Genomic DNA, 16344 nt, shown 5'->3' with positions numbered 1-16344 from the left:
GGTCGATCAGGCCACTGCCTCCCCATGCTCGCTCACCCGCGCCACCCGCTCCGGCCGCGCCAGCCCCAGATGCTGCCGCAGCGTCTTCCCTTCATATTCGTCGCGGAACAACCCGCGCCGCCGCAACTCCGGCAGCACGAGCGAGACGAAATCCTCCAACCCGCCCGGCAGCGTCGGCGCCATCACGTTGAACCCGTCCGCGCCGTGGTTGACGAACCGTTCCTCCAGCGCATCGGCGATCTGCTTCGGCGAGCCAATCACCTGCCAATGCCCGCGCGCGCCCGCCACGCGCAACGCCAGTTGGCGGATCGTCAGGTTTTCGCGGCGCGCCAGATCGAGCGTCAGGGTCTGGCGGCTCTTGCTCGCATTGGTTTCCGGCAATTCGGGAATCGGCCCGTCGAACGGATAGGCCGACAGATCGAAGCCGCCCGTCAGCCCCGACACGAGCGCGAGCCCCACCACCGGGTCGATCAGTTGCTGCAGCGCCTCGAACTTCTCGTGCGCCTCGCTCTCGTCGCGCCCCACCACCGGGAACACGCCCGGCATGATCTTCAGTTCGTCGGGATCGCGGCCCCACTCGGCCATGCGGCCCTTCACGTCGGCGTAGAACGCCACCGCATCGTCGAGCGTCTGCTGCGCCGTGAAGATCACTTCCGCCGTGCGCGCCGCGAGCCGACGCCCGGCCTCGGACGAGCCGGCCTGCACCACCACCGGGTGCCCCTGCGGCGCACGCGCCACGTTCAGCGGCCCGCGCACCTGAAAAAACTTGCCGCGATGCTTGAGCACATGGCGCTTGGCCGGATCGAAGAAGCGCCCGGACGCCTTGTCGCGCACGAATGCATCGTCGTCCCAGCTATCCCAGAGGCCGCGCACCACGTCGGCGAATTCCTCGGCGCGATCGTAGCGGTCGGCGTGCGCGATGTGCTCGTCGCGATTGAAGTTCTCGGCCTCGTGGCGGTTCGACGAGGTGACGAGGTTCCAGCCCGCGCGCCCGCCGCTGATGTGATCGAGCGAGGCGAACTTGCGCGCGACGTGATACGGCTCGTTGAAGCTGGTGGACGCGGTGCCCACCAGGCCGATCCGCTCGGTCACGGCAGCCAGCGCCGACAGCAGCGTCAACGGCTCGAACTGCGCGTTGTAGCTGTGCGCGGTGCGGCTCAGGAATTCGACGTCGTCGCCGCGCGTGCCCACGCCGTCGGCCAGGAACACCAGATCGAACTTCGCGGCCTCCGCGGTTTGCGCGAGTTTGACGTAATGACGGAAATCCACGCCGGCATCGGCCTGCGTGTCGGGATGACGCCAGGCCGCGATGTGATGGCCGGTGGGATAGAGAAAGGCGCCGAGACTCAGCCGGCCGGTGCGTCGGGTCATGAAAAACGGATCTCCGGGACAGGGAACCACGGGCGCGGCCCGCCACCGGAAAACGACGAGCCGGTGCGCCGCGTGCAGCAAAAAACGATAGCAGCAAGGGCGCGGGCGTCGAACCAATCAATCGAGGAATGCTTTTCGGCGGCACGGCAAGCGAGCCGCCGCGGCGCGCATGCCCATCGAGGTCGACAGGCTCGAACCGGCGGCCCGCACGCATCGCCCGCGCAGGCGCCCAGCCATCCGTCCCCATCGTGTCTCGGCATCGAACGCGGCGCTTTATACTAGGCGCTTTCGCCCACGCGCCATCCCACGGCGGCCCACCGCCGCCCGCACCGCCGGCGCCCCGCCCTCACTCATCGTCATGCGTCTCCTCCACACTTCCGATTGGCATCTGGGCCAGAGCTTCATGGGCAAAAGCCGTCAAGCCGAACACCAGGCGCTGATCGACTGGCTCATGCTGCGCGTTCAGGATCTGGCCATCGACGCCGTCGTGATCGCCGGCGACATCTTCGACACGGGCACGCCGCCCAGCTACGCGCGCGAGCTGTACAGCCAGCTCGTGGTGCGCATGCACGAAGCCGGCGTGGCGCTGCTGCTGCTCGGCGGCAATCACGATTCGGTGGCCACGCTGCGCGAAAGCAGCGCCCTGCTCGCGCGCCTGTCGGCCACCGTGGTGCCGCACGCCGACGTGCCCGAGGATCAGGTGCGCGTGCTGCCGCTGCGCCGCCAGGGCGACGACAAGGCGGGCAGCGTGCCCGGCTGCGTGGTGTGCGCGATCCCGTTCATCCGCCCGCGCGACGTGACGCTCAGCGAAGCCGGCCAGACGGCCGACGAGAAGCGCCAGCAACTGATGGCGTCGATCCAGTCGTATTACCGGGCCTGCTACGACGCCGCCGAAGCCGTGCGCGACGCGCTGCACGAGGAAACCGGCCGCCGCCTGCCGCTGATCGCCACCGGCCATCTGACGACGGTCGGCGCGAGCGCCACCGAATCGGTGCGCGAGATCTACGTCGGCACGCTGGAGGCGTTCCCCACGGCCGCGTTCCCGCCCGTCGACTACCTCGCGCTCGGCCATATCCATCGTCCGCAGAAGGTGGGCGGCCTCGAACACATCCGCTACAGCGGCTCGCCGATCGCGCTCAGTTTCGACGAGGCAGCGCAGCAGAAGGAAATGCTGCTGGTCGAACTCGACGACACCGGCCTGCGCGCGGTCACGCCCGTGCCGATCCCGGTATTCCGGCGGCTGGCCGTGCTGAACGGCAACCTGACATCGCTGGCCGATGCGCTGCCGCGTCTCGCCGAAGGCGCCACGCCCGAACACCCGGTGTGGGTGGAAGTGACCGTGACCGAGGACGATTACCTGTCCGATCTGCCCGCGCGCATCCAGGCGCTCGCGGAAGGCCTGCCGCTCGACGTGCTGCGGATCCGCCGTGAACGCGCCAACACGGCAGCGCAGTTGACGGCCGAAACCGGCGTCACGCTCGACGAACTCGATCCGCTCGACGTGTTCGCACGCCGCCTCGGCCAGGAAGCGCTGCCCGACGCGCTGCGCGATTCGCTGACCGAGCGCTACCGCGAAATCGTCGCCGCCACCGGGGAGCACGACGCATGAAGATCCGCACGCTGCGCCTGAAGAACCTCAATTCGCTGAAGGGCGAATGGTTCATCGATTTCACCAAGCCGCCGTTTTCCGACCACGGGCTGTTCGCGATCACCGGCCCGACCGGCGCGGGCAAATCCACGCTGCTCGACGCGATCTGCCTCGCGCTGTATCACGAAACGCCGCGCCTGAAGACGGTCTCCGCGTCGGTCAACGACATCATGACGCGCCACACGTCCGACTGTTTGGCCGAGGTCGAATTCGAGGTGAAGGGCCAGGTCTACCGGGCCTTCTGGAGCCAGCACCGCGCGCGCAACAAGGTGGACGGCGCGCTCCAGCAGCCGAAGGTGGAACTCGCGAAAGGCGACGGCACGATCCTGAGCAGCCAGATCGCCGAGAAGCTGCGGCTCGTGGCCGAGATCACGCGGCTCGATTTCGCGCGCTTCACGCGCTCGATGCTGCTGGCGCAAGGCGGCTTCGCGGTGTTCTTGAACGCGCCGTCGAACGATCGCGCCGAGTTGCTCGAAGAACTGACCGGCACGGAGATCTACGGCGAGATTTCGCGGCGCGTCTACGAGCGCGCCGCCGCCGCGCGCGACATCCTCAAGACGATGCGCGCGCAGGCCGACGGCATGGATCTGCTCGACGCGGCGCAACGCGACACGATGCAGCGCGAGATGGCGGCGCTGGCCGTGCAGCTCGACGCGCTCGGCAAGCAACTGACGACGCTGCAGGCGCAGCGCCAGTGGCGTGTCGACCTGAACGCGGCGCAACAGGCCGCGCAGCACGCGCAGGCCGGGCTGGCGAAAGCCGTCGCCGCGCTCGACGCGGCGGCTGGCGAACTGGCAAAGCTGGCTGCCAGCGAGCCGGCCGAACTGCTGCGCCCGCTGCATGAAGCGCTGCAACGGGCCGACGCCGCGTGCCGGCAAACCGTCGCGCAACTGGCCGAACAGCGCACCCGCCAGACGGCGGCCGCCGCCCGGCACGGCACGGAGCACCGGCTCGCGGTGCGGCTGGCCACGCGCGCGAGCAACGACGCGCAACGCAAGCTCGGCACGCTCGACGCCCAACTCCAGCAGTTGAACGAACGCGCCGCATCGCTGCGCCATCATGCCGTGCTCGGCGAGCGGATCGGCGCGTGGCGGCAGCAATTCGCGCATCGCAGCCAGGCCGTGGCCGGCATCGGGCAGCGCGAGAAGGCCGCCGGCGAACTCGCACACAAGCTCCTGGACGAGCGCGCGAAGCTGACGCGCCAAACCGGAGCCGTGGCGCTGGCCGACAAGGCGCGGACCGATTCGGCCACGCGCATCGCCGCGCTGCACGATGCGCAGCAACAACGCCTCGACGGCCGCACGCTGCCCGAATGGCGGCAGCGCTGGCAGGCGGCCCATCAAGGCGTGACGGCCTGGAAGGATCTCGGCACGCGCGCGGCCACGCTGCGCGAGCTCTCTGCCGAGCGCGACGCGCTGGGCACGCAACTGAAGCAACTCGACGCCGATCTGGCCGTTCACGGCACGCGTTTGACCGAGCGGAACACCGCGCTCGACAAGCTCAAGGCACACGCCGCCGACAAGCAGAAGCTGCTCGAACAGGAACAGGTGATTCGCAGCCTGAGCGAGCATCGCGTGCGCCTGCAGCCCGGCGAGGCCTGCCCGCTATGCGGCTCGCACGAACATCCGGCGATCGGCGCGTACGGCGACATCGACGTATCGGCCACCGCGCGCGGCTTGCGCGAACTGAACGCGGAGATTCGCGCGGCCGAACAGCAGATCAACGCATTGAACGGCGAACTCGCGGGCAAACGCGCGACGCAGCAGCAATCGCAGGCACGCCAGACACGGCTTGCCGCGCAGATCGATCAGGGCCTGCGAGAGTGGCGCGAATTCGCCGCCGCGCTCGACGGCGCGGCAATCGGCCTGGACGACTGGGCGCACGCCGACCGCCTCGAAGCGGGCCGCCTGGCCGCCGATCAGGCGTCGGCGCAACTGAAGCAGACGCTCGACGCGATCGAGGACGCCGAAGAACGCCTGAACGGCCTGCGCAAGGCCGACGCCGAATCGATCGAGGCGTGGCACCGCGCCCGCACGCAGCAGGCGGCCATCGAGCAGACGATCGCGAGCACGAGCGAACGCCAGGCCGAAATCGGCGAGGAACTGAAGGCGCAGCGCGCCGCGCTCGAACAGGACGACGCCGCCCGGCTGGCCGCGATCGTCGAGGCCGGCTTCGACGCCGCCGGCCTGCCCGGCGAGGCCGAAGCCTGGCTGGCCGCGCGCGTCGACGAATGGCAGGCCTGGCAAACCACGCAGCAGCGCCTGCAGACGCTGACGCAGCACCGCGTGGCGCAACGCGCGCAATGCGAAGCCGCCGCCGCGGTGCTGACGCATTGGGAAACGCGCCTGGCCAAGCTCGAAGCGCAGCATCGCGACGCCGACGCGCCGTTGCCCGACGACGCAGCCGCCGACGACCCCGCGCAGGCGCTGTCGGCCTGCACGAATCGCATCGATGCGCTGACGAACGAACTGAGCCAACTCGAAGGCCGCATCGGCCAACTCGACGGCCTGCAGACGCAGCAGCGCGCCACGCTCGCCGAAGCCGAGACGCAATGGCGCAGCGCGCTGGCCGCGAGCCCGTTCGACGATCAGCCGGCCTTCCTCGCCGCGCTGCTGCCCGCCGACGAGCGCAAGCGCCTCCAAACGCTGAAGCAAACCAGCGAGCAGGCGCAGCAGACCGCGCAGACGCTCGTGCAATCGGCGCAGGAAAAACTGACGGCGCTGACCGCCCAACCCGCGCAATCGGAGGTGCCGCTGGACGAACTGACCGCGCGGATCGAGGCGATCGGCAAGCAAACCGCCGAACTGAACGGCAACCTGGGCGGCCACCGCGAACGGCTGAACCGCGACGACGCGCTGCGCCGCAACCAGCAGGCGCTGTTCGCGCAGATCGAGGCGCAGGCGCGCGACACCGACATCTGGCAGCACCTCGACGCGCTGATCGGCTCGGCCAAGGGCGACAAGTTCCGCAAATTCGCGCAGGGGCTGACGCTCGATCACCTGCTGATGCTGGCGAACCGCCATCTCGACCGCCTGCACGCGCGCTACCTGCTGCGGCGCAAGGCCAGCGGCGAACTCGAACTGGAGATCGTCGACCTCTGGCAGGCCGACGTGACACGCGACACGCGCACGCTGTCGGGCGGCGAAAGCTTCCTGGTCAGCCTCGCGCTCGCGCTGGCCCTATCCGATCTGGTCAGCCACAAGACTTCGATCGATTCGGTGTTCCTCGACGAGGGCTTCGGCACGCTCGACGCCGACACGCTGGAGATCGCGCTCGATGCGCTCGACGCGCTCAATGCGAGCGGCAAGATGATCGGCGTGATCAGCCACGTCGACGGGCTCAAGGAGCGCATCGCCACCCAGATCCGCGTGGAGAAAGGCGGCGGGATCGGGCATTCGCGGCTGGTGATCTAGCCGTCTTCCCTCGCCGGAGCGCCCAGAGCGCCCTGAGCGCCCGCCAGGTCGGCCACCGGCGCCAGCCGCGCCTTCGGGCGGCAATCGATGCAATAGCCGTGCAGCACGAGATGGTGGCCGGTCAGCAGATAGCCAAGCGCATCGGCCGCCGCCTTCTCGCGCCCGTCGATCAGCGGATCGGAGAATTCGTCCACCTTGCCGCAACTGAGGCAGATGATGTGGTCGTGCCGCTTGCCGTCGTTCAGTTCGTAGACATGACGGTTCGAATCGAGCGTGCCGCTCGTCAGGATCCCCGCCTCGACGAACTGCGACAGCACGCGGTAGACCGTGGCCAGGCCGATGTCGATCTTCTCCGCGATCAGCCGGCGATACACGTCCTCCGCGCTCAGATGCCGTGTGCCGGCCGCCGCGAAGAATTCAAGCACCTTGACGCGCGGCAACGTCGCGCGCAACCCCGCTCCCTGCAATTGTTCGAGTACCGGCATCGGCATAGGCGAATCGTCGAGTGTCCTGGGATGAAACCCCGGCGGCGCGTGTGCGGCCGCCGGAGCGTGGAAGCTGCTGCATTCGCGATACGATAACCGACAAAAATACGAATGAGAATCATTTGCATAAATCGCAACACTTGCGCATCATGATGCGATCTTGTTCAACGGAAGACACCATGAGCCTGACCGAAGCCCTTGCCGACGCATCCGCATCCACCACCGGCCACGCCGTGATCGACACGCTGCTGTCGCGCCAGTCGCATTACGCGCTGACCGAGCCCGCGCCCAGCGACGACCAACTCGCGCTGATTCTCGATACCGCGATGCGCGCGCCCGACCACGCGAAGCTGCGCCCGTGGCGCTTCGCGCTGATCCGCGACGAAGCCCGCGCCGAGCTGGGCGAAGTGCTGGCCGAACGTGCCCTGGCCCGCGAGCCGAATCTCTCTCCGGAGGATTTGCAGGCGCACGCCGGTGCGGCCCAGGCCGCGCCGCTGATCATCGCGGTGGCCTGCGCCGTGCGCGACGACGCGTTCATCCCCGAGGTCGAACAGTTGCTCTCGACCGGCGCCGCCACCATGAACCTGCTCAACGCGATCCATGCGCTCGGTTACGGCGCGTTCTGGATCACCGGCGACGTCAACTACGATCCGGCCTTGCCGCTGGCGCTCGATTTCGAGCCGGCCGACCGCCTGCTCGGCTTCCTGCTGGTCGGCACGCCGGTGTCGAAGGACGCGCCGCCGCCGCGCCCGCCTCGCGCCAACCACGTGCGCGAGTGGCTCGGCCGCGCATCGATCTGACAGCCGGCCTCGGCCGGTTGCCCAACGAAAACGGCCCGCCCGACGATTCGGGCGGGCCGTGGCGTTTTCGGGCGCTCAACCGTGCGCGTGCGCCGGGTCGTTGGCCTGGCCGTTCGCGATCCCTTCGAGGCGCTCGGCCGCCGTGCCGCGATCCTCGTAGACGAATTCCGAACCCTTCGACGACTGGATGATCTGGCCGCGTTCGATACGGATCACGCGGTCGGCCACATGGAAATAGCGATCGTCGTGCGACACCACGATCAGCGTCTTGCCCTGGCGCTTCAGCTCCGGCAGGAACACCGTGTAGAACACGCGGCGGAACGTCGGATCCTGGTCGGCCGCCCATTCGTCGAACATCATCACCGGGCGCTGCTCGAGCATCGCGTGCACCAGCGCGAGCCGCTTGCGCTGGCCGGTGGACAGATCGATGGTGGAGAACACGCCGTCCTCGATCTTCACCTTGTGTGCGATCTCGAGCTGCTCCAGATAGGCCTGCGCGCGCGCGAGCAGCGCCGCGTCGTGCACCACGAGATCCTCGAACAGGTGGTAATCGGCGAATACCGCCGAATAGAGCTGGCGATAGGCATCCATGCCATCGGCCTGCACCGGCTCGCCGTTCAGCAGCAACTGGCCCTGCCCCGCCTCGTACAACCCGAGCAGCAGCTTGATCAGCGTGGTCTTGCCGCTGCCGTTCTCGCCAATCACGAACAGCATGTCGCCGCGTTCGATCTTCAGATCGATCGGGCCGAGCCGGAACGGCGCCTGATCGCCGACCGCCGGGAACGCCCACGAGGCCTGGCGCAGTTCGATCTCGCGCAGCTCGGCCACCGGGGCCGGCGCCGCGCCGTCGAGCAGCCGCGCCTCGCGGGTGGCGAATTGCGCCGACAGCTCGGCGATGCGCTTGAACGAAATGCGCGCCTGGCTCAGCGCCGGCAGGCTGCTGGCCAGCGTATCCACCGGGCCGCGCACATAGAGCAGCACGATCACGAAACCGCTCACGACTTCGGGCGTCACGCCCAGACGCTGCTGCAACAGCAGCAACAGGCCGATCACGACGAAGAACAGCGTGGTGACCGACGCATTCGCGCCGTAATACATGCGCATTGCCTTGATCTTCAGTTCGGCCACGTCGTCGGCCGCACCGGCCAGCCGCTCGCTGAACACGCGCTGGCGGCGGTTGCGGTTCAGACGCAATTCCTTCGCGCCCTCGGTGATCGCGCGATATTGCTTCTGCAGCTCGTCCTGCGCGCCGCGCACCCCGCCGTAGTAATGGCTCCACTTGCCGCTGGCGTAACGGTTGATCAGGCCGCCGATCGCGATGGCGCACAGCGCGATCAGGAACAGCACCGGCGAGAGCACCAGCATGTAGGCCACGCAGCCCACCGTCACGGCCGCCGCCACGGCGATGCTCGGAAAGCTGAAGGTCATCGCGCTGACGGTTTCCACGTCGCTGTTCAGCGTCGAGAGCAGGCGGTGCGTCTTGTAGCGCTCGAGTTCGGCCACCGGCGCGCAGACGATGCGCGCGGAAATGTCCTTGCGCAGCGCGGCGATGATGCGCTGGCCCGTGACGCTGTTGCCGATCCCGGCGATGGCGTTGCAGAGCAGCGTGGCCACGCACAGCGCGACGAACGTGAAGGCGGTGTTCGCGCCGATGCCGCCCGGCGCGTGCAGGCTGGCGTTGATCACCGACAGCAGCCATGCGGTGCACAGGCCGCCCGCCACGCCCAGCAGCGTCGCGCCGATCGTGATCGGCATGAACGGCTTCAGCAGTTGCTTCAGGGTGCCGCCGTAATTCGCCTGCGTGGTGTCGCGCGTGTCGCGAGTCATCCGTCTTTCCTCGAATTCGTGATGATGGCCGGTGCCACTTCGCGCCGGCCGGCAGATATTTCGATAATGATTCTTATTTGCAACGCGCGAATGATAGTGGTTGATGTCTGAAATGGCAACCGGCGCGGGCGCGCCGCACGCGCTTCCGGCAAGCACGGCAAGGCTTTCTGACGGATTGCCGCCGGTATCGAAGCGCATCGCATAGGCCGTTCGGCCAGTTCCATCCGCCCCCGTTTGTTCCTGGTTGTGTTGCCGCAAAATACTGGATATATTCACAGCACTGTACTGATAACCAGTATCGAGGTGAGCAATGGAACATCGGGTTCGAATCGTCAACGATACCGACCGCCAGATCCTTGCGTGGCTGCGCAGCCAGGCCGGCGACGACCGCGTCGCACGGGCGCTCCACCAGCTCGGGCGCACGCGTAAGCCTTACGTGTCGGCACTGTGCCGTTATCTCGGCATGCGCCCGCCGGTCACGATCCAGCGGCCCGCGCGCCGCGCCGCCACCGATCACTCGGTCGGCGATCACTATCTGGCGCTGATCCGCCAGCATCTGGCCAATCATGCGGCCCGCTGAGCCAAGCGCCGGCTGGCGCATCTCGGCGGCCACGGCGGCGGCCTCGCGCGGCGGCGGCGCCCTGCGCCGGCGCGCGTTCGTGATCGGAGCGCCGGCACGGCATGCGCGTCCCGCCACGGCATATCGCGGCGCGCAACGCGCCGAAGGCCACGCGAGCGAAGCGCCCGAACCGGGCGCCGAGTAAACGCACAAGCCGCCGCACAACCATCGGGTTGCGCGGCGGCTTTTTTTATCCGGGCGATCAGGCCGGCCCACTCGCGAACGGCGTTGCGCCGCTCGCGTTGCGTGGCCTCGGTGCTTCGCTGCGGTTACGGCTTCATCGTGCCGGTACGCACGAAGCGCTCGTGCCACGACAGCGCTTCGCCGAGCAAATGCGGCGTTTGCTTGCCGAAGCTCTCGCGGCTCGCGCGTTCGAAGTAATCGGCCAGCATCGGGCGGAAATCCGGGTGCGCGCAGGTGTCGATGATCTTGCGCGCGCGCTGGCGCGGCGACAGCCCGCGCAGGTCGGCCAGGCCCTGCTCGGTCACCACCACGCCCACGTCGTGCTCGGTGTGGTCCACGTGGCTGGCCATCGGCACGATCCGCGAAATCGTGCCGCCCTTGGCCGTGCTGGCCGACATGAAGCACGACAGGTAACCGTTGCGCGCGAAATCGCCCGAGCCGCCGATGCCGTTCTGGATCTTCGTGCCCATCACGTGCGTGGAATTCACGTTGCCGTAGATATCCGCCTCGATCATGCCGTTCATCGCGATGCAGCCGAGGCGGCGCACGAGTTCGGGGTGGTTGCTGATCTCCTGCGGGCGCAGCAGGATCTTCGAGCGGAACAGCGCGATGTCGTCGGCGAAGCGCTTCACGGCGTCCGGGCTCAACGAAAGCGCCGTGGCCGAGGCGAAGCGCAGCGTGCCGTTCGCGAGCAGGTCGAGCATGCCGTCCTGAATCACCTCGGTATAGGCGGTCAGGTTCGTGAAACCGCCCTCGCCCAACCCGGCCAGCACGGCGTTCGTGATGTTGCCCACGCCCGATTGCAGCGGCAGCAGGTTGGCCGGCAGGCGGCCGCGGCCGATTTCGTGGCGCAGGAAATCGAGCAGGTGCGCGGCGATCTGCTTCGAATCGGCGTCGGGCGCGTTGAACGCGTTGCTGCGGTCGGGCGCGTCGGTTTCGACGATCGCGATGATCTTCTCGGCCGGGCAGCGCAGGTAAGGCTCCCCAATGCGATCGTCGGCGGACACCAGCGGAATCGGCTTGCGGTTCGGCGGCAGCGCGGTGCCGTAATAGATGTCGTGCATGCCGTCGAGGCCGAGCGGCTGGCGCGAATTGACTTCGAGAATCACCTTCTTGGCCTGATCGAGCCAGGTCTTGTTGTTGCCCACCGAAGCCGACGGAATCAGCAGGCCATCTTCGCGAATGCCGGCCACTTCCACCACGGCCACGTCGAGTTCGCCGAACAGGCCGAACCACGCGTATTGGGCGACGTGGCTCAGGTGGATGTCCTGGTAATCGAGTTCGCCGGCGTTGATCTTCTCGCGCAGGATCGGATCCGATTGATACGGCAGGCGCATCGAGATGCCGTCGGCCTTGGCCAGCGCGCCGTCGAGCTCGGGCGCGGTGGACGCGCCGGTCAGCACGTTGATCCGGAAATCCTCGCCGCGCGCGTGCGCGGCCGAAATGCGCGTGGCCAGCGCGGCCGGCACGGCCTTCGGGTAGCCGGAGCCGGTGAAGCCGCTCATGGCGACGGTCATGTTCGGGGCGATCAGCGCGGCGGCTTCATCGGCGGTGCGCACCAGCGAGCGCAGGGATTCGGCGAGGATTCGGGATGTGGACATGGCGAGATTCGAACGGGGTGTGTTGGTATCGCGTCGAGCGGCGCCGCGGCGGGGTGTCTCGGAAGCGGCGCGTGGCCTGGCGGCTTGCGGCAGCAGGCCGAGGGCAGGACACGGCGGGCAGTATCGCAGAGCCGATTGCACGCATAGATGAGCCGCCTTGCAAAACTGCATTGCCGGATTCACGCGATATTTAGTGGCCAACATCGTTTAACGCGAGGCCAAAACGCGCACCGTGCGCCATCGCACGTTCGCCCCCCCGCTTTGTGACGAATCGCTCCGAAAAGTGTGTCGCATCCGTAATCCGATGTCGGAATACGGAAAACTGCCCGATTGCCAATTGAAATATTTCCGGTAAGGATCGATTGGCGCGCGCGGCCGAATGCCACGGAATGCCGCGAAGCGCGCGCCCATTCCAACGACATTTCCTACCGCGAACCCATGACCCCTCCGAAACTTCTCCCGTACGCGTCCGCCGTGCTGGCTGCTGCGTTGATGGGCGCCTGCGGCGGCGACACCGAAACCGCCGCGCCGGCCCCGTCGCAAACCGCCTCCACCGACACCACCTGCCTCGCGATCGACAGCAGCGGCTCGACCTCCGTGGTCGGCTCGAACCAGCCCGGCGATCCGTCGCTGCCGGAGCCGGCGTCGGGCTATCGCAAGGGGCTCAAGCCGATCGTCTCGAAGACCTACCTGGTCGCCACCTCGAACGCCTATGCGAGCGCGGCCGGCTGCGCGGTGCTGCGCAAGGGCGGCTCGGCGGCGGACGCGGCGGTGGCCGTGCAGGCGGTGCTCGGGCTGACGGTGCCGGAAGCCACGGGGCTCGGTTCGGGCGGCGTGCTGCTCTACTACGACGGCCGCGCCAAGACGCTCCAGGCCTACGACGGCCGCGAAACCGCGCCGGCCGCCGCCACGGCGAACTACCTGCGCTACGTCGACGACACGAGCGACCAGACCACCCCGGTGCCGAGCGCGCGCGCCAGCGGCCGCTCGATCGGCACGATCGGCGTGCCGCGCCTGATCGAGCTGCTGCAGCGCGACCACGGCAAGCTGCAATGGCGCGACCTGTTCGGCGACGCGATCTCGCTGGCCACCAACGGCTTCCCGATCGGCGGGCGGCTGGCCGCGGCGATCTCGGGCAACGCCGCGAGCCTGAAGCGCGACGCCGAGGCCGCCGCCTACTTCCTGAACGCGGACGGCTCGCCGAAGGCGCTCGGCACGGTGCTGAAGAACCCGGCCTACGCCGACGCGCTCACGCAGATGTCGCAGAACGGCGCGAACGCGCTTTACACGGGTGCGATCGCACAGGACATCGTCGCGAAGATCGCCACCGCCACCGGCGCGGACGGCTCGAAGATCACCCCGGGCAAGACCACGCTGGCCGACCTCGCCGCCTATCAGGCCAAGCGCCGCGACGCGATCTGCACGACCTATCGCGGCGCGTACTGGGTGTGCGGCATGCCGCCGCCGTCCTCGGGCGGCATCGCGGTGGCCTCGGCGCTCGGCATCCTCGAGAACTTCGACCTCAAATCGATGGGGCCGGCGGCGCTCGATCTCGAAGGCGGCAAGCCCGCCGTGCAGGCCGTGCACCTGATCACCGAAGCCGAGCGGCTCGCCTACGCCGACCGCGACAAGTACGTGGCCGACACCGATTTCATCCCGCTGCCCGGCGGCAGCGCCGACACGATGCTGAACAAGCCGTACCTGAAGCAGCGCGCGGCCCTGATCAGCACCGCCAAGAGCATGGGCACGGCGCTGCCGGGCGACCTCGGCGCGATCCCGCTCGGCGTGGACACCACGCTGATCGAGCACGGCACGAATCAGTTCACGATCGTCGACGGCGACGGCAGCGTGCTGAGCGCCACCACCACGGTGGAATCGAGCATGGGTTCGTTCCACATGACCCACGGCTTCCTGCTCAACAACCAGTTGACCGACTTCTCGGCCAGCCCGACCGACAGCGGCGGCGCGCTGGTGGCGAACCGCGTGCAGCCGGGCAAGCGCCCGCGCAGCTCGATGGCGCCCACCATCGTGTTCAAGATGGCGGCGGACGGCTCGAAGGGCGATTTCCTGATGGCGACCGGCTCGCCGGGCGGCGGCACGATCCCGCAATACGTGCTGAAGACGCTGATCGGCACGCTCGACTGGGGCCTCGACGCGCAGCAATCGGCCGGGCTGATCGATTTCGGCGCGAGCAACAGCCCGACCACCACGGTCGGCGGCGAGCATCCGAACGTCGACACCAGCAACGGCGGCGCGAACGATGCGCTGCTCGCGGGCCTGAAGGCGCTCGGTCACACCGTCTCGACCTCGGCGCAGGCCAGCGGCGTGAACACCGTGCTGCGGATCCAGCAGAACGGCAGCGCGCTGTTGCAGGGCGGCACCGATCCGCGCCGCGAAGGCGTGGTGCTCGGCGACACGTTCACGCGCTGAACGAAAACGGGGGCCGACGCCCCCGTTCCCTCATCCAGCGGGCGGCGCGCGACGCGCCGCCCCGCTTCCGCTCAATACACGTCGCGCAGATAGCGGCGCGCCTTCGCCATCTTCGCCACATACTCGCCGGCCTGCGCCTCGTCCATGCCGCCATGCGCGGCCACCACCGATTTCAGCGCCGCATCGACGTCCTTCGCCATCCGCGACGCATCCCCGCACACGTAGAAATGCGCGCCGGCCTCGAGCCACGACCACAGCTCGGCGCCGCGCTCGCGCATGCGGTCCTGCACGTACACCTTCGCCTCCTGATCGCGCGAGAACGCCAGATCGAGTTCGGTCAGGAAGCCGTCGTCGCGCATCGCCGTCAGTTCGTCGCGATAGTAGAAATCGGTGGCCGCGTGCTGCTCGCCGAAGAACAGCCAGTTGCGCCCGCTCGCGCCGCGCGCGCGCCGCTCGTGCAGGAAGCCGCGGAACGGCGCGATGCCGGTGCCGGGGCCCACCATCACGATCGGCGTCTCGCCGTGCGCGGGCGGCCGGAAATGCGCCGATTTCTGCACGAACACCGGCACCCCGCCGTCGGCCGCGCGATCGGCCAGGAACGTCGAGGCCACGCCCTTGCGGTCGCGGCGGCCGTTGCTGTAGCGCACCGCCGATACCGTCAAATGCACCTCGTCGCGATGCGCGGCCGGGCTCGACGCGATCGAATACAGGCGCGGCTGGATCCGCTTGAGCATGCCGACCAGATCGGCCGCCGACAGATCCACCGGGAATTCGTGCAGCACGTCGGCCAGTTGCTGGCCCCAGAGCCAGTTCTTGAGGTCGCCTTTACGCTCGTCGGCGAGCAGCGACCTGAGCGCGCCGTTGCGGCTGCGCTCGGCGATCAGCGCGAGCGCGTCGGGATGCGGGCGCGTGATGTCGAGATGCTTGCCGAGCGCGTCGGCCAGCCGCACGTCGCCCACGCCCGCCACCGCCACCGGCGTGTCGGGCGACAGTTTCGTCAGCGTCAGCAGTTCGTCCACCACGGCCGGGCAGTTGGTCGGCCAGATGCCGAGCGCGTCGCCGGCTTCGTATTCGAGCGCCGCGCCCTCGGCCGACAGCGACAGGTAGCGCGTGTCCTTCGATGCGCCCGGCTGATTCAGCTTCAGGTTCGACACCAGCCGCGACGCGGCCGGCCGCGCCTTGGTGGGCAGCAGCGACGGGATCGCGCCGCCGTCGGGCACCGCGTGCAGCGCGGCGTCCACGCTCTTGATCCGCGCGATGGTGCGTTCGAGCCAACTGTCGGCGGCCGGCTGGAATTCGGCGTCGCAATCGACGCGCTCGGCCAGCCGTTCGCCGCCCAGCTCGGCCAGGCGCGCGTCGAGCCGGCGGCCGTGGCCGCAGAACGCGTCGTAGTTGCGGTCGCCGAACGCAAGCACGGCGAAGCGCAGGCCGTCGAGGCGCGGCGCGCCCGCCGCCGACAGCGCGTCCCAGAACGCCGCGCCGTTGTCGGGCGCGTCGCCGTCGCCGAACGTGCTGGTCATCAGCAGCGCGGACTGCGCGTTCGCGAACACGGCCGGCGCGGCGGCGGCCATGCAGGCGACGCGGGTCTCGAAGCCGGCGTTCATCAGCAGCGTGGCGTACAGCTCGGTCAGCGATTCGATGTTGCCCGTCTGCCACGCGCACAGCAGCACGGCTAATCGCAGGCCGTCGGGGCGCGGAGCGGCGGCCGCCGACAGCGCGTCCCAGAACGCCGCGCCCTTTGCGGGCGCGTCGCCGTCGCCGAACGTGCTGGTCATCAGCAGCGCGTACTGCGCGTTCGCGAACACGGCCGGCGCGGCGTCGGCCATGCAGGCGACGCGGATCTCGAAGCCGGCGTTCATCAGCAGCGTGGCGTACAGCTCGGTCAGCGATTCGATGTTGCCCGTCTGCGAGGCCCACAGCAGCACCACCTTCGGCCGCGCGTGGACGATGCGCACGCCGGCCGCCGA

Annotated in this window: 10 protein-coding genes; 5 read left to right on the top strand and 5 right to left on the bottom strand. The window is 68.7% G+C overall.

Features of this window, described 5'->3' with window-relative positions; translation table 11 throughout:
• Window positions 1-6 precede the first annotated feature (6 nt).
• Window positions 7-1371, bottom strand: coding sequence for an LLM class flavin-dependent oxidoreductase (locus G3N92_RS10195; protein ID WP_206127340.1), 1365 nt, complete (start codon window positions 1369-1371; stop codon window positions 7-9).
• A 358-nt stretch (window positions 1372-1729) separates the two neighbouring features.
• Here G3N92_RS10195 and sbcD point away from each other — a divergent pair, with 358 nt between their 5' ends.
• Both sbcD and G3N92_RS10185 read left to right on the top strand, forming a co-directional pair.
• The gene (sbcD, locus tag G3N92_RS10190; protein ID WP_206127339.1) at window positions 1730-2980 is read left to right on the top strand and encodes an exonuclease subunit SbcD; all 1251 of its coding nucleotides are present in this window, start codon (window positions 1730-1732) and stop codon (window positions 2978-2980) included.
• Window positions 2977-6432: an AAA family ATPase gene (locus tag G3N92_RS10185; RefSeq protein WP_206127338.1), complete on the top strand. Its 3456-nt coding sequence runs from the start codon at window positions 2977-2979 to the stop codon at window positions 6430-6432. The genes sbcD and G3N92_RS10185 overlap by 4 nt, the downstream gene beginning before the upstream one ends.
• Here G3N92_RS10185 and G3N92_RS10180 read toward each other — a convergent pair.
• Window positions 6429-6923, bottom strand: a complete 495-nt coding sequence (locus G3N92_RS10180) for a Fur family transcriptional regulator (RefSeq protein ID WP_241014701.1) — start codon at window positions 6921-6923, stop codon at window positions 6429-6431. The genes G3N92_RS10185 and G3N92_RS10180 overlap by 4 nt on opposite strands.
• Before the next feature lie 173 nt (window positions 6924-7096).
• Between G3N92_RS10180 and G3N92_RS10175 the strand changes: the two genes are divergently transcribed.
• On the top strand, window positions 7097-7717 hold the full coding sequence (locus G3N92_RS10175) for a nitroreductase (protein ID WP_206127337.1): 621 nt from the start codon (window positions 7097-7099) through the stop codon (window positions 7715-7717).
• A gap of 75 nt (window positions 7718-7792) precedes the next feature.
• Here G3N92_RS10175 and G3N92_RS10170 read toward each other — a convergent pair whose 3' ends face one another.
• Window positions 7793-9544: a cyclic peptide export ABC transporter gene (locus tag G3N92_RS10170; protein ID WP_206127336.1), complete on the bottom strand. Its 1752-nt coding sequence runs from the start codon at window positions 9542-9544 to the stop codon at window positions 7793-7795.
• Window positions 9545-9854: 310 nt separating this feature from the next.
• On the opposite strand from G3N92_RS10170, the gene G3N92_RS10165 reads away from it, so the two are divergent.
• Window positions 9855-10124: a hypothetical protein gene (locus G3N92_RS10165; protein WP_206127335.1), complete on the top strand. Its 270-nt coding sequence runs from the start codon at window positions 9855-9857 to the stop codon at window positions 10122-10124.
• Between the two features lie 308 nt (window positions 10125-10432).
• Here the strand turns inward: G3N92_RS10165 and G3N92_RS10160 are convergent, their stop codons facing one another.
• Entirely contained in the window at window positions 10433-11947 is a 1515-nt protein-coding gene (locus G3N92_RS10160; RefSeq protein WP_206127334.1) for an acetyl-CoA hydrolase/transferase family protein, read from the bottom strand.
• Between the two features lie 438 nt (window positions 11948-12385).
• Between G3N92_RS10160 and G3N92_RS10155 the strand changes: the two genes are divergently transcribed.
• Complete coding sequence (locus G3N92_RS10155) at window positions 12386-14377, top strand: gamma-glutamyltransferase family protein (protein WP_206127333.1); 1992 nt, start codon at window positions 12386-12388, stop codon at window positions 14375-14377.
• A 71-nt stretch (window positions 14378-14448) separates the two neighbouring features.
• On the opposite strand, the gene G3N92_RS10150 is transcribed toward G3N92_RS10155, so the two are convergent.
• The coding region (locus tag G3N92_RS10150; RefSeq protein ID WP_206127332.1) for a flavodoxin domain-containing protein at window positions 14449-16344 on the bottom strand (1896 nt) is incomplete at its 5' end.

Origin of the sequence: Burkholderia sp. Ac-20379 (assembly GCF_017104645.1) — a bacterium.
Classification (GTDB): domain Bacteria; phylum Pseudomonadota; class Gammaproteobacteria; order Burkholderiales; family Burkholderiaceae; genus Burkholderia.
This window is presented reverse-complemented; position numbering and strand designations above follow the sequence as displayed.

What these genes read in the sequence shown, in the direction of transcription:
- G3N92_RS10195 (WP_206127340.1), bottom strand. Translation starts at nt 1,371, where the DNA reads ATGACCCGACGCACCGGCCGGCTGAGTCTCGGCGCCTTTCTCTATCCC.
- sbcD (WP_206127339.1), top strand. Translation starts at nt 1,730, where the DNA reads ATGCGTCTCCTCCACACTTCCGATTGGCATCTGGGCCAGAGCTTCATG.
- G3N92_RS10185 (WP_206127338.1), top strand. Translation starts at nt 2,977, where the DNA reads ATGAAGATCCGCACGCTGCGCCTGAAGAACCTCAATTCGCTGAAGGGC.
- G3N92_RS10180 (WP_241014701.1), bottom strand. Translation starts at nt 6,923, where the DNA reads ATGCCGATGCCGGTACTCGAACAATTGCAGGGAGCGGGGTTGCGCGCG.
- G3N92_RS10175 (WP_206127337.1), top strand. Translation starts at nt 7,097, where the DNA reads ATGAGCCTGACCGAAGCCCTTGCCGACGCATCCGCATCCACCACCGGC.
- G3N92_RS10170 (WP_206127336.1), bottom strand. Translation starts at nt 9,544, where the DNA reads ATGACTCGCGACACGCGCGACACCACGCAGGCGAATTACGGCGGCACC.
- G3N92_RS10165 (WP_206127335.1), top strand. Translation starts at nt 9,855, where the DNA reads ATGGAACATCGGGTTCGAATCGTCAACGATACCGACCGCCAGATCCTT.
- G3N92_RS10160 (WP_206127334.1), bottom strand. Translation starts at nt 11,947, where the DNA reads ATGTCCACATCCCGAATCCTCGCCGAATCCCTGCGCTCGCTGGTGCGC.
- G3N92_RS10155 (WP_206127333.1), top strand. Translation starts at nt 12,386, where the DNA reads ATGACCCCTCCGAAACTTCTCCCGTACGCGTCCGCCGTGCTGGCTGCT.